This window comes from Salinispora pacifica CNR114 (assembly GCF_000514775.1).
GTDB lineage: Bacteria > Actinomycetota > Actinomycetes > Mycobacteriales > Micromonosporaceae > Micromonospora > Micromonospora pacifica.
Window position 1 is genome coordinate 39139 of record NZ_AZWO01000011.1, and the last position, 23409, is coordinate 62547.

General features: G+C 71.6%; 20 protein-coding genes. 1 reads left to right on the plus strand and 19 read right to left on the minus strand.

What is annotated here, in order from left to right; genetic code table 11:
• Positions 1–138 precede the first annotated feature (138 nt).
• The 19 genes from B118_RS0107800 to pyrR form a co-directional block, all read right to left on the minus strand.
• Positions 139–1668 (minus strand): RsmB/NOP family class I SAM-dependent RNA methyltransferase, encoded by a 1530-nt coding sequence (locus tag B118_RS0107800; RefSeq protein WP_027645252.1) that lies wholly within the window; start codon positions 1666–1668, stop codon positions 139–141.
• Entirely contained in the window at positions 1665–2591 is a 927-nt protein-coding gene (fmt, locus tag B118_RS0107805) for a methionyl-tRNA formyltransferase (RefSeq protein ID WP_027645253.1), read from the minus strand. Before fmt ends, B118_RS0107800 begins: the two co-directional genes overlap by 4 nt.
• Positions 2592–2598: 7 nt before the next feature.
• A complete protein-coding gene (gene def / locus B118_RS0107810) occupies positions 2599–3156 on the minus strand; it encodes a peptide deformylase (RefSeq protein ID WP_018815993.1) in 558 nt (185 codons plus the stop codon).
• A 47-nt stretch (positions 3157–3203) separates the two neighbouring features.
• Positions 3204–4469 carry a cytochrome P450 gene (locus B118_RS0107815; protein WP_018220161.1) on the minus strand — a complete coding sequence of 422 codons (1266 nt, stop codon included), beginning with the start codon at positions 4467–4469 and terminating at the stop codon, positions 3204–3206.
• 157 nt (positions 4470–4626) lie between these two features.
• Positions 4627–5610 carry an AAA family ATPase gene (locus B118_RS0107820; RefSeq protein WP_018220162.1) on the minus strand — a complete coding sequence of 328 codons (984 nt, stop codon included), beginning with the start codon at positions 5608–5610 and terminating at the stop codon, positions 4627–4629.
• 256 nt (positions 5611–5866) lie between these two features.
• The gene (locus B118_RS0107825; RefSeq protein WP_050590602.1) at positions 5867–7789 is read right to left on the minus strand and encodes a primosomal protein N'; all 1923 of its coding nucleotides are present in this window, start codon (positions 7787–7789) and stop codon (positions 5867–5869) included.
• A 59-nt stretch (positions 7790–7848) separates the two neighbouring features.
• Positions 7849–9048 (minus strand): methionine adenosyltransferase, encoded by a 1200-nt coding sequence (gene metK / locus B118_RS0107830; protein ID WP_018220164.1) that lies wholly within the window; start codon positions 9046–9048, stop codon positions 7849–7851.
• 86 nt (positions 9049–9134) lie between these two features.
• Positions 9135–10346 carry a bifunctional phosphopantothenoylcysteine decarboxylase/phosphopantothenate--cysteine ligase CoaBC gene (gene coaBC, locus B118_RS0107835; RefSeq protein ID WP_028192612.1) on the minus strand — a complete coding sequence of 404 codons (1212 nt, stop codon included), beginning with the start codon at positions 10344–10346 and terminating at the stop codon, positions 9135–9137.
• A gap of 13 nt (positions 10347–10359) precedes the next feature.
• Positions 10360–10626 carry a DNA-directed RNA polymerase subunit omega gene (gene rpoZ, locus B118_RS0107840; RefSeq protein WP_013285517.1) on the minus strand — a complete coding sequence of 89 codons (267 nt, stop codon included), beginning with the start codon at positions 10624–10626 and terminating at the stop codon, positions 10360–10362.
• A gap of 43 nt (positions 10627–10669) precedes the next feature.
• Positions 10670–11203, minus strand: coding sequence for a nucleoside/nucleotide kinase family protein (locus B118_RS0107845; protein WP_027645255.1), 534 nt, complete (start codon positions 11201–11203; stop codon positions 10670–10672).
• A gap of 26 nt (positions 11204–11229) precedes the next feature.
• A complete protein-coding gene (mihF, locus tag B118_RS0107850; protein WP_007458370.1) occupies positions 11230–11547 on the minus strand; it encodes an integration host factor, actinobacterial type in 318 nt (105 codons plus the stop codon).
• A gap of 177 nt (positions 11548–11724) precedes the next feature.
• Positions 11725–12561: an orotidine-5'-phosphate decarboxylase gene (gene pyrF / locus B118_RS0107855; protein WP_018821390.1), complete on the minus strand. Its 837-nt coding sequence runs from the start codon at positions 12559–12561 to the stop codon at positions 11725–11727.
• A gap of 187 nt (positions 12562–12748) precedes the next feature.
• Complete coding sequence (locus B118_RS0107860) at positions 12749–14023, minus strand: adenosylmethionine--8-amino-7-oxononanoate transaminase (RefSeq protein WP_027647534.1); 1275 nt, start codon at positions 14021–14023, stop codon at positions 12749–12751.
• Positions 14024–14138: 115 nt separating this feature from the next.
• Complete coding sequence (locus B118_RS0107865; protein WP_018810409.1) at positions 14139–15155, minus strand: quinone-dependent dihydroorotate dehydrogenase; 1017 nt, start codon at positions 15153–15155, stop codon at positions 14139–14141.
• Positions 15156–15198: 43 nt separating this feature from the next.
• Positions 15199–18546: a carbamoyl-phosphate synthase large subunit gene (gene carB, locus B118_RS0107870; protein WP_028192613.1), complete on the minus strand. Its 3348-nt coding sequence runs from the start codon at positions 18544–18546 to the stop codon at positions 15199–15201.
• A complete protein-coding gene (gene carA / locus B118_RS0107875) occupies positions 18539–19699 on the minus strand; it encodes a glutamine-hydrolyzing carbamoyl-phosphate synthase small subunit (RefSeq protein ID WP_018810407.1) in 1161 nt (386 codons plus the stop codon). Before carA ends, carB begins: the two co-directional genes overlap by 8 nt.
• Positions 19700–19757: 58 nt before the next feature.
• Complete coding sequence (locus B118_RS0107880; protein ID WP_018220172.1) at positions 19758–21035, minus strand: dihydroorotase; 1278 nt, start codon at positions 21033–21035, stop codon at positions 19758–19760.
• On the minus strand, positions 21032–21958 hold the full coding sequence (locus B118_RS0107885) for an aspartate carbamoyltransferase catalytic subunit (protein WP_018810405.1): 927 nt from the start codon (positions 21956–21958) through the stop codon (positions 21032–21034). The genes B118_RS0107880 and B118_RS0107885 overlap by 4 nt, the downstream gene beginning before the upstream one ends.
• A gap of 58 nt (positions 21959–22016) precedes the next feature.
• On the minus strand, positions 22017–22598 hold the full coding sequence (gene pyrR / locus B118_RS0107890; RefSeq protein ID WP_018220174.1) for a bifunctional pyr operon transcriptional regulator/uracil phosphoribosyltransferase PyrR: 582 nt from the start codon (positions 22596–22598) through the stop codon (positions 22017–22019).
• Positions 22599–22882: 284 nt separating this feature from the next.
• Between pyrR and bldD the strand changes: the two genes are divergently transcribed.
• Complete coding sequence (bldD, locus tag B118_RS0107895) at positions 22883–23371, plus strand: transcriptional regulator BldD (RefSeq protein WP_011905744.1); 489 nt, start codon at positions 22883–22885, stop codon at positions 23369–23371.
• Positions 23372–23409: the final 38 nt, after the last annotated feature.

Here is a 23409-nt window from a genome sequence, read left to right on the forward strand (position 1 = left end):
CGGTTGACCACCCGGGCTGCCTGAGCCGGGGGTGGTCACGCCGCGCATCACGCGGACTGACCACCCCCGGCGGGTCGGCGGAACGCGGCCGACCGAACGGCACGGGACCAGACCAACCCCGGCGCAGCACCGCAAGGGTCAACCCCGGCGCAGCACCGCAAGGAACATGGCGTCGGTGCCGTGCCGGTGCGGCCACAGCTGTACCGTCGGCCCGTCGCCGAGCCCCGGCATTCCCGTCGGCAACAGCGGACGGGCGTCAACGAAGTCGACCGGCACCCCCGCGCGGCGCGCCGCCTCGGTAACCGTCACGTGTGTCTCGACGACGTGCGGCGAACAGGTCACGTATGCCACCAGGCCACCCGGGCGGACCGCCCGCAGCCCCGCGCTGAGCAGTTCCCGCTGCAACCGGGTCAGCGCCGGCAGGTCCGACGGCTGCCGGCGCCAGCGTGACTCGGGTCGCCGACGCAGCGAGCCCAGACCGGTGCAGGGTGCGTCCACCAGCGCCCGGTCGAAGTGCCCCTCCGCGAGCTTCGGCGTCGCGCCGACGGTGCGACCATCCGTGTTGAGCACGGTCACCGGCAGGTCGCGGGTGGCCTGCTGGACAAGACGGGCCCGGTGCTCGGACACCTCCACCGCGGTCAGGCGCGCGCCACGCTGGGCGGCGATGGCGCCAAGCAGGCCGGACTTGCCCCCCGGCCCCGCGCACAGGTCGAGCCAGCGACCGTCCGGGCCGTCCAGCGGCGCCACCGTGAGAGCCTCGGCCACCAGTTGGGAGCCCTCGTCCTGGACATGGGCCCGCCCCTCGATGAGCGCCGGCAGGTCGCCGGGGGCGCCCCCACCGGAGTAGACCGCGGATGGGGAGAAGGCGCCCGGGGCACCGCCGACCTCGTCGGCCAGGGCCACCGGGTCGGCCAGCCCCGGGCGGGCACAGAGGTGCACCGGCGGGCGCTCGTTGTCCTCGATGAGCAACCGGGTGGTCTCACCAAGGTCGCCGCCGAGCGCCTCGGCGAACGCCCGCACAATCCACTGCGGATGGCTGTACGCGAGTGCCAGGTGCCCGATCGGGTCGGTCTCCAGCGGCGGGGCGAGCCGGGCCACCCAAGCGTCGACATCCCGGCTGGCGACCTCTCGGAGCACCGCGTTGGCGAACCCGGTCGCCCCCGGCCCAACCGAGCGGACCAGGTCAACCGTTGCCGAGACAGCGGCGTGGGCGGGTACCCGGGTATGGAGCAGTTGGTACGCGCCGAGCCGCAACGCGTCCCGAACCGGCGGATCGATGCGGGCCACATCCCGACCGGCGGCCTCGGTGAGGATCGCGTCGAGGGTGCCGAGCCGGCGCAGCGTCCCATACGTCAGCTCGGTGGCGAAGGCGGCGTCCCGGCCGACCAGATCCGCGTCGCGCAGAATCGCCGGGAGCACAAGGTTGGCGTACGCGTCATCCCGGTTGACCGCGGCGACCGCCTGATAGGCGGCGTGCCGGGGTAGGTCAGCGGCGCTCCGGCCGGTGGGGCGCCCGCGCCCGCCGGCCGTCGGCCGCTGGCCGCCACGGCCCCGCCGCTCCGGGCGGCGCTCGAATCCGACACCAGCACGACCACGGTCGGCGGCGGGACGACCGGCCCGGAAACCACCGGCCCGGTCCACGTCCTGGCCGTCTACCGGGCCCGTCATGCGAGGACCTCCCCAGCGCTCACCCGAACACCGCGCGCCCAGTCACTCGCCGGCATGGCCTTCTTGCCCGCCGCCCGGATCTCACTGAGCGCAACCGGGGTGGTGGCGGTGCCGGCAAGCACCCGGGACTTCTCCACCAACAGCTCACCCGGCTTCAGTTCGGGGCCATCCGCGACGAGGGTGACCGGGCCGAGCTTGACCCGCTCGCCGCGGAAAGTCGTCCACGGGCCGGGAGCCGGGGAGCAGGCGCGGACGCGCCGGTCCACGGCGAAGGCGGGGTCACCCCAGCGCACCCGGGCATCCGCCACGGTGAGCTTCGGCGCCAGGCTCACCCCGTCGTTCGGTTGCGGCTGCGCCCGTGCGCAGCCCTCCTCGATCGCGTCCAGCACCGCGATCAGCAGCTCCGCGCCGGAGTGCGCCAGCCGCTCCAGCAGGTCGCCCGAGGTGTCGGCCGGCCGAACCTCGTCGGTGACGGTGCCGTACACCGGGCCCGTGTCCAGGCCCTCCTCAAGCTGGAAGACGCTGGCACCGGTCACCTCGTCGCCGTGCAACAGGGCGTGCTGCACGGGAGCCGCGCCGCGCCAGGCGGGCAACAGGGAGAAGTGCAGGTTGACCCAGCCATGCCGCGGAATCTCCAGGGCAGCCGGCGGGACCAGCGCACCGTACGCGACGACGGGCACACAGTCCGGTGCCAGGGTACGCAGCCGGTCGAGGAACTCCGGCTCCCGCGGCCGGGCCGGGGTGAGGACCTCGATGCCGTGCTCGTCGGCCCAGGCGCCCACCGGGGAACGGGACAGGCCCCGGCCCCGGCCCGCCGGAGCATCCGGGCGAGTGAGCACCGCGACCAGTTCATGGCGGGAGGCGGCCACCGCGGCGAGGGTGGGGACGGCGACGGCCGGCGTACCGGCGAAGATCACGCGCATCGGCCGGTCACCGCCCGAGGCCGAACGGGTTGGCGGCGTGCGGGCTGAGCTTCACCGTCGGCGGGGCCGCCGGGTCGTACCACTCGGCCCGGCGGATCTCCTTCATCGCCGCCTTGCGACCGGCCGGGTCGAGCCGGTCGATGAACAACACCCCATCCAGGTGGTCGGTCTCGTGCTGCACGCAGCGCGACATCAGACCGGTACCGACGATCTGCACCGGATCGCCGTACCCGTTGAAGCCCTTGGCGACCACGTTCTGCCGGCGCTTCGTGTCGAAGTACAGACCCGGCAGCGACAGGCAGCCTTCCGGGCCGTCCTGCTCCTCGGCGTCGGGGAACTCCAACACCGGGTTGACCAGGTGACCGACCACGTCGTCCACGTCGAAGGCGAACACCCGCAGGCCCACGCCGAGCTGCGGCGCGGCCAGACCGGCGCCGTTCTGCTCACGCATCGTGTCGATCAGGTCAGCGACAAGCTTGCGCAGTTCGACATCGAAGTCGACCACCGGGTCAGCCGGCGTGCGCAGCACCGGGTCGCCGAAGAGGCGGATGGGCTGGACGGTCACGCGGATTGGCTCCTTCGTGGGCTTGGCAACGGGCGTGCCGTACCAGTCTACGGAGTGCCCAGAGCGACCCCGGCCGGCGTACCGGGATCAGCGGGTACGGCACCGACGGTCACCGGAAGCGTCTCGTAGCCACGCAGGGTCAGCCGGTGCCGCCGAGTGGGTTCGCCGGCCAGCGCGAGCTCGGGCAGCCGGCGCAGCAACAGTGGAAAGGCGACCTGGGCCTCCAGCCGGGCCAGCCCGGCGCCGAGGCAGTAGTGCGCGCCGGCGCCGAAGGACAGCGGGGGCGACTGGGCCCGCCGCGGGTCGAAGCGAGCCGGATCAGTAAAACGCGCCGGGTCGCGGTTGGCCGCGCCGAGCAGAACCAGCAGCCAACTCCCCGCGGGCAGCTCAACCCCGGCGAGGGATACCGACTCGCGGACCGTACGGCTGGTCAACTGCACGGGGGAGTCGTACCGCAGAAACTCCTCCACGTAGCCGGGTGCGAGCTCGGGCTGACCGCGCAGGGCAGTCGCCGAGTCGGGGTGGGTCAGGAGCACGACCAGCCCGTTGCCGAGCAGGTTCGTGGTGGTCTCGAAGCCCGCGACCAACAGCAACACGAGGTTGGCCAACAGCTCCTCGCCGGACAGCCGGTCACCGTCGGCGTCGTGCGCCTGCACCAGGGCGGTGGTCAGGTCGTCGGCCGGGGCTCGGCGGCGCTGGGCGATCAGCTCGGTGAAGTAGTCACGCAGCTCACTGGCGCCGGCGTCGGCGATGGCCAACTCCTGCGGGGTGATCTCCGGCTCCAGGACACCGGTCAGATCACTGGCCCAGTGCCGAAACCGAGCCCAGTCGGCCGCCGGCACCCCGAGCAGGGCGCAGATCACCGTGACCGGCAACGGGTAGGCAAAGCTACCCATGAAATCCACCGCAGCACCGCCCCGACCGGCCCGGATCATCTCGTCGACCAGGCCGTCGGCCTGGGCGGCCACCACCTCGCGGAGGGCGGCGACCCGGCGCGGAGTGAACACGCCCGCGGCCAGGCGGCGCATGCGGCTGTGGTCCGGTGGATTGGCCCGGATCATCGACCGGGAGATCGAGATCATCGCTGGGCTGTCCTGCCAATGCGGGAAGACACCGTCGCGTTCTTCGTCGTCCATCACCTCAAACCGAGGGTTCCGCAACACCGTGTCGGCCTCGGTGTACCCGGTGACCACGAAGAAACCGGCCGCCGTCGAAACCACCGGTCCGTGCGCGCGCAGCCGCTCGTACGTGGGATAGGGGTCGAGTCGGCCCGGCGGAGATGTCAGCAGTGCGACCGCCTCAGATGCATCCATTCGCCACCTCCGATATTAGGGGTCAGGTGGCCCATCATGCACGCTCAGTCGGCAGACCGTAACCCCCTGCGCCGGGAGGATGACGGGGAGGGCGGCGTGGCGGCCAGGCGTCGACGGCCAGATGCGGCCCTGCGGCGCCGACGGACGAGCGTGGTGCTCAGGCGCCGACGCCGGGTTCCCCCGCCAAGACCGTACCGCCGCCCAACAGAGCCGGTTCGGGCAGCGGCAGATCGATGCCATGCGCGGCCGACCAGTCGTGGATCATGCTGGGCCGGACCTGGGCGGCGAAGTAGTCGATCGCGCTCATCCCACCGACGACGGGCTCGTCAACCTCGGCGGCGAGCCGGGCGGGCACCAGCTGGCACCCGTCCCGCAACGCGGCACTGAGTCGACGGTGCCCGTCCACAACGAAGAAGTGCTCCCCCGTGTAACCAATCCGCAGCGGCTCCAGCGGCTCGTCGCCAGCTGCGGCGACATCGTCGGCGGGTGCGGCGTCCCACCGGCCGCGGAGGGTGACGATGTCCTCGGTCGGGTACACCCGGGCCGGGTCGAGCAGCAGCAACGGCGGAGCCTCCCGCAGCACCTCGGGGCAGAGCCGCCCTTCGTACGCGGCGACGATGTGCTCGATCACCTCCGCGGCGCCGGCCCGGGTGGTGTCACAGATCAGGTCGTAGTTGCGCAGCTGGGCCTTGTCCACGCCATAGCGGATGATGAACCGGTTCCGCTCACTCTCGCTGCGCTCCAGGAGCCGGGCCTTCGCCTCCTCCAGGGAGGTGTACTGCTCAGCCGGGCCGGATGGACGCAGCAGCACTCGCCGGGCAGCCTCCCCGGGCTCGGTGATCATGTGCACCTTGAGCGCGTCGGTGAAGAAGTGCCAGGCGAGCCGCGAGTCCATCACCAGGCACTCACCGGAGGCCGCGATATCCCGTTGAAGTTGGTCGACATAGCCGTCCACGGCCTGATCCAGCTCGGCATGCAGGTTGAGCTGGAGGGCGGTCATCTGCCGCTCCTGGGCCATCTGCCGGTAGAGATCACCCACGCTGACCCGACGCATGCCGAGGCGCTCGGCGATCTCCACGGAGACGGTGCTCTTGCCACTGCCGAGGTCGCCGTTGAAGACAATCGATTGAGGAACGATCACGACTGGTCCACCTATGATTGCGGGCTGTTAACACTCGCCGGCACCGCGCCACCCGACGCGCTCCGTCGCCATCGCCGCCGAACCGGCCCCAGCTCCGGCCGGGCGCATCGGACGACACACCATGACCTGAGCCTTCATCCGGCCCGACATGAGGGGCGATGCTATCACCCGGATCCGCCCCCATCCCCACACAGCGTGTCCGTCGCGACAACTTCAGTAACTCTTGGTAGCTGCCAGCCTCCGTTGAGTCGCTAGGTCAGAAGAGGGTCAGCGGATCGATCTGGAGCCGGAGTGGATCAGCAGCCTTACGGGCGGTGCGCACCCCGGCCGCCGAGTGCAGGGCGGCGGCCAGGGCCGCGGCCCGGGCACGGGGAACCCGGACCAGCATCCGTTCCCGGTCGCCGTCGGCGGGCACCGGCCCCAACAACTCCGCCTCCACCGGTAGCCGGGACTCGTCGAGCAGCTCGGCGACGGCGGCCGGCGGCCCGGTGACGCTCGCCATCCGCACCGCCGGTGGAAAGCCGAGCTCCCGGCGTTCGGCGAGTTCGCGGGCCGCGAACCAGCCAGCGTCCCAGCGGAGCAGTGCCTGCACCGGGACGAGCGCACCGTCGGCGACCACCACCACCCGACCGCCGTCCGACCCGGGGCGGGCCAGGGCGGCGGCGGCGAGCCAACGCCGCAGCGCCTCCTCCCCCGCCCGCAGATCGGCCCGGGTCAGCAGAGCCCACGAGTCCAGCAGCAGCACCGCCCCGTAACCACCATCGGCTACCGGCTCGGCACCCGGGGTGGTGATGACCAGCCCGGCGCCACCGGGGACGGTCGCGAGGACCTCCTCCCGCCCGGAGGTGCGCACCGGCACACCGGGGAAGGCCCGGCCCAGCTCCTCGGCCGTCCGTCGGGCGCCGGTGACCGAGGCGCGTAGCCGCCGTCCCTGGCACTCCGGGCAGGCGTACGCGGCGGCGACGCGGGCACACCAGCGGCAGACCGGCGCGCCCCGCGCCGAGGGAAGCGCGAGCGGCCCGGCGCAGTGCGGGCAGCGCGCCGGAGCCCGGCAGGTGGCGCACGCCACCGCCGGCAGGTAGCCGCGACGGGGCACCTGGACGAGGACCGGCGCGTCGGCGGAGAGGGCAGCGCGCGCCACGGTCCAGGCCAGGCTGGGCAGCCGGGCGGTAGCCGCACCCGGGTCCCGGGCCAGCTGGGGGTCGTCGCCGGTGGGGGCGATCGCCGGCATCCGCGCCCGGACGGCGGCGCGGGCAGCCGTGACCTCGCGGGCCCACCCGGTCTCCACGAGCAGCTGCGCCTCGGCGGTTCGGGCATAACCGCCGATCAGGGCAGCGGTGCCAGCCAGCTGGGCGCGGGTCAGCAACACCTCGCGGGCGTGCGGGTAGGGGGCACGGGGCTCGGCGTGCAGGTCGTCACCGTCATCCCAGATGGCGACGAGGCCGAGTCGGGGCACCGGCGCGAACATGGCGGCCCGGGTGCCGATCACCACCGGCACCTGGCCCCGCCGGGCGGCGAGGAAGGCCCGATACCGGCGGGCCGGACCGAGCGCGGCGGTCAGTTGGACGTGCCGGCCGGGGCCGAGCACGGCGGTCAGCGCCGAGTCGAGCCGGTCAAGGTCCCGGGCGTCGGCGACGACCACGACCGCGCTCCGACCACCGGCGACGGTCGCCGCGACCGCCTCGGCGTAACGGGTGGGCCACTCCTCCCCCGGCAGCGCAGACCAGACCGCGCGGGGGGCACGGCCGTCGACGAGGGCTCGCAGGAGGGCGGGGCCAGCCGGGTAGCCCGACCAACCAATCGGATCAACCGGCCCGGTTCCCGCATCCGGCACGGGCGGACCGGCCGCGGGAGGCGGTTGCGGCTCCTTCTCGACCCGGGCGTGCCGGGGCGGAACAGCGAGGCGAAGCACGTCGGCGAGGCTGCCGGCGTACCGGTCGGCGACGGCGCGGGCCAGGCGGGCGATCTCCGGAGCGAGGGCCGGCTCCGGGGAGACGACCTTCTCCAGGTACGCGAGCCGGGGGTGGGCGGATTCGCTCACCCGCTCCAACAGCCAGCCGTTGACGAGCTGACCGGCGAAGCGGACCTTCACCCGGGTGCCGGGAGCAGCGTCGCCATCGAGAGCCTCGGGCACCAGGTAGTCGAAGGGCCGATCGAGGTGGGCCAGGGGAAGGTCCACGCAGACACGAGCGACCGGCGACCCGTTGGCAGGCCGCCGGTCGCTACGCGGGGTACTACTCAGCCGCCCGCCACCGACTTGAGATCAGTGGCGCGATCGGTGCTCTCCCAGGTGAAGTCGGGAAGCTCTCGACCGAAGTGTCCGTACGCCGCGGTCTGCGAGTAGATCGGCCGCATCAACTTCAGGTCCCGGATGATCGCCGCCGGCCGAAGGTCGAACACCTCCGTCACCGCCTTCTCGATCCGCTCCACCGGCACCGTCTCCGTGCCGAACGTCTCCAGGAACAGGCTCACCGGCTGCGCCTTGCCGATGGCGTACGCCACCTGCGCCTCGCACCGCTCCGCCAGCCCGGCCGCCACCACGTTCTTGGCCACCCACCGCATCGCGTACGCCGCCGAGCGGTCCACCTTGGACGGGTCCTTGCCGGAGAACGCTCCGCCGCCGTGCCGCGCGTACCCGCCGTAGGTGTCCACGATGATCTTCCGACCGGTCAGACCCGCGTCTCCCATCGGGCCACCAACCTCGAACCGGCCCGTCGGATTCACCAGCAGCCGGTAGTCTTCGATGTCCAGCCCCAGCCCGAGACTCTCCACCTCCGGCGCGATCACGTGCTCCCGGATGTCCGGCGTCAGCAGCGACTCCAGCGACACATCGGCCGCGTGCTGCGACGACACCAGCACGGTGTTCAGCCGCACCGGCCGCATTCCCTCGTACTCCACCGTCACCTGCGTCTTACCATCCGGACGCAGGTACGGCACCACACCTTCGCGCCGCACCTGTGCCAGGCGGCGGGACAGCCGATGCGCCAACGCGATCGGAAGCGGCATCAACTCTGGGGTCTCCGAGCAGGCGAACCCGAACATCATCCCCTGGTCGCCAGCGCCCTGCGCGTCCAACACGTGCTCGGATGCGCCGGTACGCAGCTCAATCGCGTTGTCGACCCCCTGGGCGATATCTGCCGACTGCGACCCGATCGACACACTTACTCCGCAGGACGCCCCGTCGAAACCCTTTCGCGACGAGTCGTAACCAATGTTCAAAATCGTCCGACGCACGATCGACGGGATGTCGGCGTAGGCCTTCGTGGTTACCTCGCCCGCAACATGCACCTGACCGGTTGTGATCAGCGTCTCCACTGCAACCCGGCTACGCGGGTCCTCTGCCAGCAACGCATCGAGGATCCCGTCACTGATCTGGTCAGCAATCTTGTCAGGGTGACCTTCGGTTACCGATTCGGAAGTGAAGAGGCGGCGTGTCACGGCACTCCTAAGTCAGGGAAACTCGTTCCGCGGCAGTTTAGTCACTCGCGCCGGGTACCGGATCCCCCTATCGCGCACTGATCCAGCTATCCGGGACAGCCGGTCAGCCGGGAGACGATGAGGTCCCAGACACCGTCTGCGAGGTCTTCCTTGGACTGCTCGGGCATCCGGCTGACCGATCCGTCCGCGCCGATGACGGTCGCCGCGTTGGTGTCGGCGCCAAAAACCTGGTCCGGGCCGACCTCGTTGATGACGATGAGGTCCGCCCGCTTACGGGCGAGCTTGGCTCGACCGTTGGCCTCGGCGTCACTGGTCTCCGCGGCGAAGACCACCAGCACCTGCTCCGGGCGACGACGCTTCCCGAGCTCGGCGGCGATGTCCGGGTTCGCGACGAGCTCAATGGTGGGCGCGCTGCCGTCGTCCGACTTCTTGATTTTGCCAGTCGCGTACGTCGTCGGCCGGAAATCGGCGGGAGCCGCCGCCAGCACCACCGCGTCCGCGCGGTCGGCAGCCGTCAGCGTGGCTTCGCGCAGCTCGGCGGTCGTACTGACCCGCACCAGGTCCACGCCGGCCGGATCGGGCAGCGCGACGTTGGCGGAGACCAGGGTGACCCGGGCTCCTCGCGCCACCGCGGCGCGGGCGAACGCGTACCCCTGCTTGCCGGAGGAGCGATTACCGAGAAACCGGACCGGATCCAGCGGCTCCCGGGTGCCCCCGGCGGTGACCAGCACGTGCTTCCCGGTGAGGTCCGCCGTCGCGGCGGCGCCGCGAGCGAGAACGCGTCGAGCCACGGCGAAGAGCTCCGCCGGGTCCGGTAGCCGCCCTTTGCCGGTGTCCGCTCCGGTGAGCCGGCCGACCGCCGGCTCCACGACCCGCACCCCGCGGGAGCGCAGCGTCGCCACGTTGGCCACCGTCGCCGGATGTTCCCACATCTCGGTATGCATCGCCGGCGCCAGGACCACCGGGCAGCGAGCCGTCAGCAGAGTGTTGGTGAGCAGGTCATCCGCGAGCCCATGCGCGGCCCGGGCAAGCAGGTCGGTGGTGGCCGGAGCCACCACGACCAGGTCCGCCTGCTGACCCAACCGCACGTGCGGCACCTCGTGCACGTCGGACCAGACGTCGTCGGCGACTGGTTGACCGGAGAGCGCCGACCAGGTCGCGGCCCCGACGAAATGGAGCGCCGACGCGGTCGGCACGACCCGGACCTGGTGGCCGGACTCGGTGAAGAGCCGCAGCAACTCGCAGGCCTTGTAGGCGGCGATCCCGCCACCGACCCCGAGGATAATCCGGGGGGACATCGCTGGGTACGCGTTACGGCTGGTCGGTGGGCTCAGCGGTGAGCAGACCCGCGTTGATCTCCCGCATGGCGATCGAGAGCGGCTTCTCCTGCGGGGTCGTCTCGACCAGCGGGCCGACGTACTCCAGCAGGCCCTCGCCGAGCTGGCTGTAGTAGGCGTTGACCTGACGGGCCCGCTTGGCGGCGAAGATGACCAGCGCGTACTTCGAGGTGGTCTTCTCAAGGAGCTCGTCGATCGGCGGGTTGGTGATGCCTTCGGGGTTGGTGGCGATGGATCCCACGTGTTGACCTCTGCGTCTGTGACACCGCTCGCGGTGCTGGCGGTCAACCGCGCACGCGCGGTCGCGCCGGAGCTTTGAATGACGAACCGAACAATCCTACCAGCTCGTCCACGACCTGCACGGTCCGGCCATGCACGATCGTATGCGCGAAATGCGGCTCGGTGACCGGATCGGCCACGTAGCCGGGTGGGTGCAGCAGAACGAGCTGGGCCGTCGGCAACACGGCCCGCAGCCGCAGCGCCCCGGCCAGGTCCATCGGGAGCAGAGCCGGCGCCCCAGCGGCCAGTCGGGACCGCAGGGGTTGCCCCGCCGTACCGCGCCGGTATCGGCCGATCTGGCTCCATTCCAGCAGATCGCCGGCGGCCAGCAGCCGGTCGAACTCGGCCGGGTCGAGGAAGACGCGATCGACCCCGGCCACCTCGCCATCCCGCCGGGGGCGGGTGGTCACCGGCACCGGCGTCCACACAGTAGGCAGACGCGCCCGGACCAACCCAGCGACACCATCCCGACCGGAACCCGACGGTCCGGTCAGGATGGTGAGCCGGGCCGCCGGGCGCGCCTCACCATCCGTGCTCACTGCTCGTTTCTACACGGCCGCCGACCTCAGTTGGCAGCGAACTCCCCAAGCAGGGCCTTGCGCTGCTGCTCGCCGAGGCCACGCAGGCGCCGGCTATCGGCGATCTTGAGCTTCTCCATGATCTGGGTCGCCCGGATCTTGCCGATTCCCGGCATCGCCTGCAGGACAGCGGATACCTTCAGCTTGCCGACGACATCGTCGGACTCGGCCCGCTCGAGAACGGCTCCGAGCGTTGTCTTGCCCTGCTTGAGCTGCTCCTTCAGCTCAGCACGGGCCTTGCGGATCTCCGCGGCCTTCTCCAGCGCTGCTGCGCGCTGCTCAGGGGTCAGTGACGGGAGCGGCACCAGTTCTCCTCAGGTCCCTATCGCGACGGGCGAACGCACCGCCGCACTGTGAAACGTGGTGTCGCTGCGAACCAGGGAGGCCCAAGGTTCCCAGCGCGGGGAAAACTAGCGGTCAACGGCGCATTCGGCAACGTGGGCACGCGAAGATCGGCGGAAAGTGACCGAGCCGTCAGTCAGCTACGAACCGGTCAAAGCCGCTCGACAGTCAGCCAGGACCCGGTCCGCGGCGTCCCGAAGAGCCGCCGGATCGGGCCCCGCGGCCAGCACCTCACGGGAGGATGTGGGCAGTACGGCGGACAGGCTGGAGCCGAAGACCACCCGGAGGTCAGCGGCGCTGGCGCCCTGCGCTCCCAGCCCCGGAGCGAGCAGCGGACCGTTGACCGCGGTGAGATCGTGACCCGTCTCACCGATGGTCGCCCCCACCACCAACCCCACGCTGCCCAGTGGTTGCGCACCCGCGTTGAGCTGGGAAATCTCGTCGATGACCAGCTGTGCGACGGTCCGCCCGTCGGCGGTGCGAGCCCGCTGCACCGCGGCGCCCTCGGGATTGGAGGTCAGCGCCAGCACGAAGACTCCGCCACCCTGCGCGGCGGCCAGCTCGAACATCGGGGCGAGCGCGCCAACCCCGAGATACGGGCTCACCGTCACCGCGTCGACATGCAGTGGGCTCGATGGATCAAGGTACGCGGAGGCGTACGCGGAGACCGTCGAGCCAATGTCGCCACGCTTGACGTCAAGGAGGACGAGCGAACCAGCCGCCCGCAACTGTCGGATAGTTGACTCTAGGACCGCCAGGCCCCGAGACCCGAACCGCTCGAAGAAGGCCGACTGCGGCTTGACCACCGCGACCCGGTCACCCAACGCCTCCACGACCGTGCCCGCGAACCGCTCCAGACCGCGAACATCGTCATCGAGGCCCCACCGTGCGAGCAGACCCGGGTGCGGGTCGATGCCCACGCAGAGCGGACCCCGCTCGCCAACCGCCCGGTGCAACCGGGCGCCGAAGCTCTCCATCGCAGACCTCCTCTCGCGTGCCACGCACGCGTCGTCTCAGCGGGCGGCTGATGCCGCCCGCACCCGGGCGGGCTCCGCACCGCCCACCCCACCCGGCGGGCTCCGCACGGCCCACCCACCCGGCGGGCTTCCGCCGCACGCCCACCCACCCGCCGCCCCGGCCCCACTCGCCGCCGCAGCCGGCGGATCAGCCCGCCCGAGCCGCGGCGGCGATCCCCGCGGTGATCCGGGCCAGATCGGCATCCGCGGTGACGTACGGGGGCATGGTGTAGATCAGATCCCGGAACGGTCGCAGCCAGACGCCGGCGGCCACCGCCGCCGTGGTCGCCGCCGGCAGGTCCACCTCATGGTCGAGCTGCACCACACCGATCGCGCCCAGCACCCGGACGTCGGCGACGCCCGGCTGCGCCCGTAGCGGCTCCAGGCCGGCCCGCAAACCACTCTCGATCCGCGCCACCTGCGCCGGCCAGTCCTCGGCCCGCAGCAGGCCGAGCGAGGCGTTCGCCACCGCGCAGGCGAGCGGATTACCCATGAAGGTCGGACCATGCGCGAGTACACCGGCGGCCGAGATCCCACGGGCGATCTCCGCGGTGCAGAGCGCGGCAGCCAGGGTGAGGTACCCCCCGGTGAGCGCCTTGCCCACACAGAGCACGTCCGGCGTCACGCCGGCGTGCTCTGCGGCGAACATCGCCCCGGTCCGACCAAAACCGGTAGCGATCTCGTCAAAGATGAGCAGAACCCCGTGGGCACGGGTGACCTCCCGCAGCACCTGTAGGTAGCGCGGGTGGTGGAACCGCATGCCACCGGTCCCCTGGACGACCGGCTCGACGATGACCGCGGCCAGTTCGTGGGCGTGCCGGGCGACCGCGTCCGCCAGGACCGCCTCGTACGCCGGATCCGGCGGTGCGGTGAACCCCGCTGGCGGCACCGGCGCGAAGACCTGCCGGGGCAGCACCTCCCCCCAGAGGTGGTGCATGCCCCCCTCCGGGTCACAGACACTCATCGGGTGGAACGTGTCGCCGTGGTAGCCGCCCCGCCAGGTACCCAGCCGACGGCGTTCCGGCCGGCCGGTGGCCCGCTGGAACTGCAGGCACATCTTGACGGCAACCTCGACACTCACCGAGCCGGAGTCGGCCAGGAAGACGTGCTCCAACCCCTCCGGCGCCAGCTCGACGAGGGTGCGGGCCAGGGTGACGGCCGGCTCGTGGGTGAGCCCGCCAAACATCACGTGGCTCATCCGGCCCAGCTGATCGGTCACCGCCGCGTCCAGCACCGGGTGCCGGTAGCCGTGGATCGCCGACCACCACGACGCCATCCCGTCAACCAGCTCCCGCCCATCAGCCAGCCGCAGCCGCACCCCGGCCGCGCTCTCCACGACGCGCGGCGGCATGGCCGGCGGCAGCGCCTCGTACGGATGCCACACGTGCGCCGCGTCTGCGGCACTGATCTCCTCCGGGGTCAACGACGTCGCCTCCTCACCAGCCGGTCACCGTGTCAACCGGCCCTCGGGTCCCAGTAGCCCGGCGCACCACCGGCGGGCGGTCCGCAGTCACCGGGCGCGTACCACCCGCACGGTGTCACGGCGTGCGGGCCGCCGCCGCGGCGGCCCGTACCAAGGCCGGCCCCCGGTAGATGAAGCCGGTGTAGAGCTGCACCAACGAGGCGCCCGCGTCGAACATGCGCTCGGCGTCGTCCGGAGTGAGAATGCCGCCGACGCCGACGATCGGCAGCCGGCCGCCGGTCTCGGCGTGCACGAAGGAGACCACCTCCCGGGCCCGCTGCGCCAACGGGCGGCCGGAGAGCCCACCCGCCTCGGCGCCGCCGGCCTGATCGGCGGGGGCGAGGCCGTCGCGGGAGAGCGTGGTGTTCGTGGCGATCACGCCCGCCGCGCCCCGCGCCAGGCAGACCTCCAGCAGCTCCGCGATTGCCGAATCCGGAAGGTCTGGGGCAATCTTCACCAGCACCGGCTTCTCGCCGACCAGAGCGGCCAACAGGGCATCCAGATGTGCCCGGTCCTGCAGCGCACGCAGCCCCGGCGTGTTCGGCGAGGAGACGTTGACCGCGAAGTAGTCGCCGTACCCGCGCAGGGCCTGGTACGACGCCTGGTAGTCCGCGACCGCCTCCTCGAGCGGGGTGACCTTGGACTTGCCGAGGGAGATGCCCAGCGGCACCCCGAGTGGGCGGGGCAGCGCCGCCAACCGCGCCGCGAGCGCGTCGGCGCCGGCGTTGTTGAAGCCCATCCGGTTCACCACCGCCCGGCTCTCGGGAAGCCGAAACAGCCGCGGCCGCGGGTTGCCCGGCTGCGGGTGCGCGGTGACCGTACCCACCTCGACGAAACCGAAGCCCAACGCCGGCCAGGCCGGCAGCGCCACCCCGTTCTTGTCCATCCCGGCGGCCAACCCGACCGGGTTCGGGAAGCGCAGCCCGAACACCGTTCGGGGAGCCGAGACGCCGTACCGGGCCCGGAGCACGGCCAGCGCCACGGGCACCCGAGCCAGGCCGGCCAGCCGCCGTACCGTGAACTCGTGCGCCGTCTCCGCGTCCCCGCCCCCCAGCCGGAACAGCCGTGGCCGCACCACCCGTTCGAAGATCACCCCATCCTCCCCGGCCGGGTGAGCGACCTCGGGCCGCTCGGGCTCACCGGGCGCTTCGCAGCGAGGCGTGCAGCGCCTGCAGCGGACGGACCACCATGTCACCACGGATCCGGGCCTCGACCGCCATCACCGCGGCGGCGGCGCCGGGGACGGTGGTGATGCAGGGGATGTCCGCCGTCACGGCGGCACTGCGGATCTCGTAGCCATCGGAGCGGGCGCTCGCTCCCGAACCCTGCGGGGTGTTCACCACGAGCACCACCTCGCCGGACCGGATGAGCGAGACCGCGTCCGCGCTCTCCCCCGACTCGTAGTGCTTGCGGATCTGCTCGCAGGCGACGCCGTGCCGGCGCAGCACCTCAGCGGTGCCGGTGGTGGCGATCAGCTGGAAGCCCAGGTCGGCCAGGCGCTTGATCGGGAAGATCATGCCCCGCTTGTCCCGGTTGGCGACCGACACGAAGATCTTCCCGCTGGTGGGCAACGAGCCGTAGGTTGCCGACTGCGACTTGGCGAAGGCGTACCCGAATGCGGTGTCGATGCCCATCACCTCACCGGTGGACTTCATCTCCGGTCCGAGTAGCGAATCGATCCCCTTCCCGGTCGGGGTGCGGAACCGCTTGAACGGGAGCACCGCCTCCTTGACCGCGATCGGCGCATTCGCGGGGAGGGTGCCGCCGTCGCCGTCGGCGGGGAGCAGGCCCTCGGCGCGCAGCTCGGCGATGGTGGCACCGAGCGCGATCCGAGCCGCCGCCTTGGCCAACGGCACCGCGGTGGCCTTGGACACGAACGGCACGGTCCGGGACGCACGCGGGTTGGCCTCAAGCACCCAGAGCTGGTCGTCCTTGAGGGCGTACTGCACGTTGAGCAGGCCCCGTACGCCGATGCCCCGGGCGATCTCCTCGGTGTACCGACGGACCTCGGCGACGTGGGAACCGGCCAGGGTGATCGGCGGCAACGCGCAGGAGGAGTCGCCGGAGTGGATCCCGGCCTCCTCGATGTGCTCCATCACCCCGCCGAGGTAGACCTCGCCGGCGGCGTCGCAGAGCGCGTCCACGTCGATCTCGATCGCGTCATCGAGGAACCGGTCCACCAGCACCGGATGATTCGGGGAGATGTCGGTGGCCCGGCCGATGTAGTCACGCAGCGTGGCGTCGTCGTAGACAATCTCCATGCCCCGACCACCGAGCACGTACGAGGGCCGGACCAGCACCGGATAGCCGATCTCGGCGGCGATCGTCTTCGCCTCGTCGTACGAGATGGCGGTGCCGTGTGCCGGCGCCCGCAACCCGGCACGGGCCAGCAGCGCGCCGAACGCCCCCCGCTCCTCGGCGAGGTGGATCGACTCCGGGGAGGTACCGACGACCGGCACCCCGGCGTCCTTGAGTCGCTGCGCCAGCCCCAACGGGGTCTGGCCACCAAGCTGTACGACCACCCCAACCACCCCGGGGCCTCCGGCCGCCCGGCCGGAGGAGTCCTCGGCGTGCCACACCTCGAGGACGTCCTCGAAGGTCAGCGGCTCGAAGTAGAGCCGGTTCGCGGTGTCGTAGTCGGTGGAGACGGTCTCCGGGTTGCAGTTGACCATAACCGTCTCGTATCCGACGTCCCGCAACGCCATGACGGCGTGCACGCAGGAGTAGTCGAACTCGATGCCCTGCCCGATCCGGTTCGGCCCCGAGCCGAGGATCAGCACCTTGGGCCGGTCCGACCCGACCACCTCGGTCTCCGCGTCGTAGGTGGAGTAGTGGTAGGGCGTCGTCGCTTCGAACTCCGCCGCGCAGGTGTCCACGGTCTTGTACACCGGCCGGACACCCAACCGGTGCCGCAGCGTCCGAACCCCGTCCTCGGCGGCCAGCTCCGGGCGCAACGCGGCGAGCTGGCGGTCGGAGAGCCCCGCCCGCTTGGCCCGGCGCAGCAGGTCGTCATCGAGCACCGGGGCGTTCACGATCTCGGCCCGCAACTCCACCAGGCCGGCGATCTGGTCCAGGAACCACGGGTCGATCCCACCGGATGCCGCCGACACCTCGGCGATCGAGGCGCCGAGCCGCAGCGCCCGTTCCACCGTGTAGAGCCGCCCGTCGTGCGGCACCCGCAGCGCCGCGAGGGTGTCCTCCCGGGTGGCACCCGCCGGGTCGGGCGCGGTCCAGAAGCCGGCCGCCTTCGTCTCCATCGAGCGCATCGCCTTGTTCAGCGCCTCGGTGAAGTTGCGGCCCAGGCTCATCGCCTCACCGACCGACTTCATGGTGGTGGTCAGCTCCGGGTCGGCGCCGGGGAACTTCTCGAACGCGAAGCGCGGAATCTTGACCACCACGTAGTCCAACGTCGGCTCGAAGGCGGCCGGCGTCTTCAGCGTGATGTCGTTCGGGATCTCGTCGAGGGTGTAGCCGATGGCCAGCCTCGCGGCGATCTTCGCGATCGGGAAGCCGGTCGCCTTCGAGGCGAGCGCCGACGAGCGGGAGACCCGGGGGTTCATCTCGATCACGACGATCCGGCCGTCGGCCGGGTTCACCGCGAACTGGATGTTGCAGCCCCCGGTGTCCACCCCGACCTCGCGCAGCACCGCGATACCGAGGTCCCGCAGGCGCTGGTACTCCCGGTCGGTGAGGGTCATCGCCGGCGCCACGGTGACGCTGTCGCCGGTGTGCACGCCCATCGGGTCAACGTTCTCGATCGAGCAGACCACCACGACGTTGTCGTTCCGGTCGCGCATCAGCTCGAGCTCGTACTCCTTCCAGCCGAGCACGCTCTCCTCGATGAGTACCTCGTGCACCGGGCTGGCGGCCAGGCCGGCACCGGCGATGCGTTCCAGGTCCGCCTCGGTGTGGGCCATGCCGGAGCCGAGGCCACCCATCGTGAACGACGGCCGGATCACCGCCGGCAGGCCCAGCTCGGCGACGGTCTCGCGGACCTCGTCCATCGAGTGGCAGACCCGGGACCGCGGCACCAGCGTGGCCGGGTCCTCGACGCCGATCCGGACCCCCGCCCTGGCGACGACATCCTTGAACAGCTGCCGATCCTCGCCGCGGCGGATCGAGTCGATGTTCGCGCCGATCAACTCGACGCCGTACTTCTCCAGTACCCCGGCCTCGTGCAGCGCGACCGCCGTGTTCAGCGCGGTCTGGCCACCCAGGGTGGGCAGCACCGCATCCGGCCGTTCCTTGGCGATGACCAGTTCGACGAACTCCGGGGTGATCGGCTCGACGTACGTGGCGTCGGCGAACTCCGGGTCCGTCATGATCGTCGCTGGGTTCGAGTTGACCAGGCTGACCCGGATCCCCTCGCTGCGTAGCACCCGGCACGCCTGGGTGCCGGAGTAGTCGAACTCGCAGGCCTGCCCGATCACGATCGGCCCAGAGCCGATCACCAGGACGTGTTTGAGGTCGGTCCGCTTAGGCATTCGCGCGCCCCCCGCTGTGGTTGCGACCCTCGATGAGCTCGGCGAAGCGGTCGAACAGGTAGTCCGCGTCGTGCGGACCGGCCGCCGCCTCCGGGTGGTACTGAACGGTGAAGGCGGGCACGTCGCGCGCCCGCAGCCCCTCGACCACGTTGTCGTTGAGGCAGACGTGCGAGACCTCGATCCCGCCGAACTCGGACTCGATCACCCGGTCCGGCACGACGGCCCCCGGCTCGGCACCGGGGAACGCGACGGCGAAACCGTGGTTGTGGCTGGTCACCTCGACCTTGCCGGTTGCCCGGTCGAGCACCGGCTGGTTGATCCCGCGGTGGCCGTAACCGAGCTTGTACGTGCCGAATCCCAGTGCCCGACCGAGGATCTGGCTGCCGAAGCAGATGCCGAAGAGCGGCACACCGCTGGCGAGCACCGCGCGCGCCAGGGCCACCGGCCCGTCGGCGGTCGCCGGGTCACCGGGGCCGGGCGAGAGGAAGATCGCGTCCGCGCCGGTGGCCCGCATCTCGTCGATACCCGAGTGCGCCGGCAGGACATGGGTGGTGACACCCCGTGCCGCGAGCCGCCGGGGCACGTTTCGCTTGATGCCGAGGTCCAGGGCGGCGACGGTGAACCGGTGCTCCCCCTGCGCCTCGACCACGTACGGCTGCGGGGTGGTCACCTCGGCGGAGAGGTCCGCGCCGACCATCGGGGGGGCCTGCCGGACCCGGGCCAGCAGCGCCTGCGGGTCGGTCTCGACGCTGGAGACCCCGACCCGCATCGCGCCCCGCTCCCGCAGGTGCCGGGTGAGCGCCCGGGTGTCCACACCGCTGATGCCGACCACCCCCTCGGCGGCGAGCCGGTCCTCCAGGCCGCCGGTGGCTCGCCAGTTCGAGCCGATCCGGGCGGGGTCACGGACCACGTACCCGGCGACCCAGATCCGGCCGGACTCGTCATCCTCGCCGTTGACCCCGGTGTTGCCGATGTGCGGCGCGGTCTGCACCACCACCTGCCGGTGGTAGGACGGGTCGGTGAGCGTCTCCTGGTAGCCGGTCATCCCGGTGTTGAAAACCGCTTCGCCAAAGGTCTCCCCGACGCTGCCGTACGCCTCACCGTGGAACGTGCGCCCGTCCTCCAGGACGAGGATCGCCGATCGCCGCCTCACGCCACGCACCCCGCACTCCGGGCCACGCGGTACTGCCCCACCGCACTCCGTACTCGAATCACTTCACTGCCTTTCCGTCCAGAACCGTCGCCTCGCCGCGCAGGAAGGTCGCCACGATGCGACCCGGCAGCGTCATGCGGGCGTACGGGGTGTTGCGGCTGCGGCTGGCCAACTCGGTCGGCTCGATGACGCGACGCGCCGCCGGATCCACCAGAGTCAGGTTCGCCGGTGCCCCCGGCGCCGGGTCGTGGCCGTGTTCGGTGAGGCCAGCGATCCGAGCGGGGGTGCGGGACATCCGCTCGGCGATGAGGTCCCACCGCGGGCCGAGCACGTCCAGCGTGATGGAGAGCGCCGTCTCCAGGCCGAGCATTCCCGGCCGGGCATACGCCCACTCGCACTCCTTGTCCTCCACGGCGTGCGGGGCGTGGTCGGTGGCGACGATGTCCACCACCCCCTCGGCCAACGCGGTGCGCAGCGCGGCGACATCGGCGGCCGTCCGCAGCGGCGGATTGACCTTGTAGACCGGGTCGTAGGTGACGGCCTTTTCGTCGGTCAACAACAGGTGGTGCGGGGTGACCTCGGCGGTGACCTGAACGCCGCGGGCCTTGGCCTGCCGCAGCACGTCGACGCTGCCGGCGGTGGAGACGTGGCAGATGTGCAGGCGGCTCCCCACGTGCTCGGCGAGCAGCACGTCCCGGGCGATGATCGCCTCCTCGGCGACCGCCGGCCAGCCCGTCAGGCCGAGCCGGGTGGAGATCTCCCCCTCGTGCATCTGGGCGCCCTCGGTGAGCCGCGGCTCCTCGGCGTGCTGGGCGACGATGCCGTCGAACGCCTTCACGTACTCCAGGGCCCGGCGCATCAACCGCGGGTCGGCGACGCAGTGTCCGTCGTCGGAGAAGATCCGGACCCGGGCGGCGGAGTCGGCCATCGCGCCCAACTCGGCCAGACGCTCGCCGGCCAGCCCGACGGTGACCGCCCCGATCGGCTGCACGTCCACCAGCCCGGCCTCCCGGCCCAGCCGCCAGACCTGCTCGACCACCCCGGCGGTGTCGGCGACCGGGGAGGTGTTCGCCATCGCGCAGACCGCCGTGTAGCCGCCGAGCGCCGCGGCCCGGGAGCCGGTCTCGACGGTCTCGGCGTCTTCCCGGCCGGGCTCGCGCAGATGGGTGTGCAGGTCCACCAGGCCGGGCAGCGCAACCAGGCCGGTGCCGTCAACCGTGACCGCGCCGGGGGCCGTCAGCCCCACGCCGGTCTCGGCCACGACGCCCTCGCGGATCAGCAGGTCGGTCGGCGTGGCGCCGAGGACGCTCACATTGGTGATCAGATAGGCGGTCACCGGTTGTTCCCTCCGAGCAGCAGGTAGAGGACGGCCATCCGGACGGAGACGCCGTTGGCGACCTGTTCGACAATGGTGGAGCGGGGCGAGTCGGCCACCTCCGAGGTGATCTCCATGCCCCGATTCATCGGGCCGGGGTGCATCACGATCGCGTGCTCCGGCAGCCGCCGCATCCGCGAGCCGTCCAGGCCGTAACGGCGGGCGTACTCACGGGCGGAGGGAAAGTAGGAGTCGTTCATGCGTTCCCGCTGCACGCGCAGCATCATGACCACGTCCGACTGCGGCAGCACCGAGTCCAGGTCGTAGCAGACGGCGGCGCCGGGCGCGAGGGCCGCGGCGATGTCCACCGGGATCAGCGGGGGTGGGCCGACCAGGGTGACCTTGGCGCCGAGGGTGGAGAGCAGCAGGACGTTGGAGCGCGCCACCCGGCTGTGCAGCACGTCACCGACCACCGCCACCGACAGACCGGCGAGCCGACCCAGCCGGGAACGCATCGTGTACGCGTCGAGTAGCGCCTGGGTGGGGTGCTCGTGCGTCCCGTCGCCGGCGTTGACGACCGAGCCGTCAACCCAGTCGGCCAGCTGGTACGGGGCGCCGGAGGCGGGGTGCCGGACGACGACGGCGTCCGCGCCCATCGCCTGGAGGGTGAGCGCGGTGTCCTTGAGGCTCTCGCCCTTGGCGACGCTGGACCCCTTGACCGAAAAGTTGATCACGTCGGCACTGAGCCGCTTGGCGGCGGCCTCGAAGGAGATCCGGGTCCGGGTGGAGTCCTCGTAGAAGAGGTTCACCACGGTCCGGCCGCGCAGCGCTGGCAGCTTCTTGACCTCCCGCCCGGCCACGGTCGCCATCTCGGCGGCGGTGTCCAGGATCTCAAGGGCGGTGCCAGCGTCCAGGTCGGCGCAGGAGAGCAGGTGACGGATCATGCGCCGAGCTCCCTTCCGGCCGCGACCAACGGGCGGCGCGGCACCGCGCACCGCGGGCTCACCGGTCACCGCCGTAGAGCCGGACCTCGTCCACGCCGTCGGGCTCGGCCAGGGTGACCCGGACACTCTCCGCGAGGGCGGTCGGGATGTTCTTACCCACGTAGTCGGCCCTGATGGGCAGTTCCCGGTGGCCGCGATCGACCAGGACGGCGAGTTGGACCGAGGCTGGCCGGCCGACGTCGTTCAGGGCGTCGAGTGCCGCCCGCACGGTCCGGCCGGAGAAGAGGACATCGTCGACGAGGACGACCCGCCGGCCGTCGATGCCGCCGGCGGGAACGTCGGTGGGGCCGACGGCGCGGGTGCCGTGCTGACGCAGATCGTCCCGGTAGAGGGTGATGTCGAGCACGCCGACCGGGACATCCACCCCCTCGAAGGCGCTGATCCGGGCGGCGAGCCGCCGGGCGAGCGGTACGCCCCGGGTGGGGATTCCGAGCAAGACGGTCTGTCGGGCGCCCTGGGTCTTCTCAAGGATCTGGTGGGCGATGCGGTCCACCACGCGCTGCACGTCGGCGCTGGTGAGTATCACCTTCACCGAGGGTTGTCGGGTGGTCGGTGAGTGGGCAGCCGGTGGGTACGCCACGGCGGACCTCCTTCCCCGCCTCACGGGACGGGTCGTTAAAGGATGTCGGAGTGACCGGCGCGGACCGCGAACGGACCGGACCGGGGCTTCGGGCAACGTTACCAGTGGTCACCGTCTCGACCGTCGCCGGCCGAGGGCCCGGCGACAGAACGGCAAAACCGGGACAACTCACCCAGGATGAACCGGGAATGTCCACGACCACTTGACCGGCTGTCCCAATCCCCGTACCGTCACGCTCCGTAGCGATCGACGGGAGAACCCCGAGCAGCACTGGGAGTGTCCGAATGCCCTCTGAGTACGCCAAGTCGCTGGGCGCCCGCCTGCGCTCCATTCGCCAGCAGCAGGGCCTGTCCCTGCAGGGCGTAGAGGAAAAGTCCAACGGACGGTGGAAGGCCGTCGTGGTTGGCTCGTACGAACGCGGCGACCGAGCCGTCACCGTGTCCCGCCTCGCCGAGCTGGCCGACTTCTACCGTGTTCCCGTCTCCGAGCTGCTGCCCGACGGCAGTGGCGTCCGCCACGAGCCCACCAGCAAGATCGTGCTGGACCTCGAGCGGCTCTACGACGAGGCCTCGGAGGACCTCGCCTACGTCGCCCGGTACGCCCGCGCGATCCAGCAGCAGCGCGGCGACTACAACGGCCGGGTGCTGTCGATCCGCGCCGACGACCTGCGCGCCCTGGCGATCGTCTACGACGCCTCGCCGTCTGGCCTGATCGAGCGGCTGAACGAGCACGGCGTCCTCGTCGCCGACCCGCGGGCGTTCTTCGCCTCCTGAGTAGCGCCACCCGAAAAGGGCCCGTGCCGGTCGGCACG